The sequence below is a fragment of the Oleiphilus sp. HI0117 genome, assembly GCF_001635235.1.
In genome coordinates, this window is sequence record NZ_LWGA01000118.1 from 1 (window position 1) to 274 (window position 274).

The 274-nt window shown below is 40.9% G+C and carries 1 protein-coding gene; it reads left to right on the forward strand.

Annotated elements, in window-relative coordinates; genetic code table 11:
* A partial coding sequence (locus A3757_RS26085) for a putative solute-binding protein (protein WP_231878184.1) occupies positions 1 to 187 on the forward strand: 187 nt, incomplete at its 5' end.
* Positions 188 to 274: the final 87 nt, after the last annotated feature.

A 274-nucleotide genomic window follows, 5' to 3' on the forward strand; every position in this document is an offset into this window, starting at 1 on the left:
GGAAATCCCAGCGAAGTATTGGATCAAAACAGATGCTAAAACTAAGGAAGAAATTACTAAGTTTAAGCGTGAAATCCGTATGGCTCTAAAAGCAGAGGGTAACCACCACCCTAAAGCTTTAAAAATGCTTTGGAAAATCCGTTGTTCTGAAAATCCAACTGCTGCCGAGTGTGGTACACCAGAGTAATTTGCTAACTTAGCTTTTACTTTCTAAAGCCCGGCCGTTGCCGGGCTTTTTATTGTCTGCGATTAATCCATTGGTAGGAATGTGTAT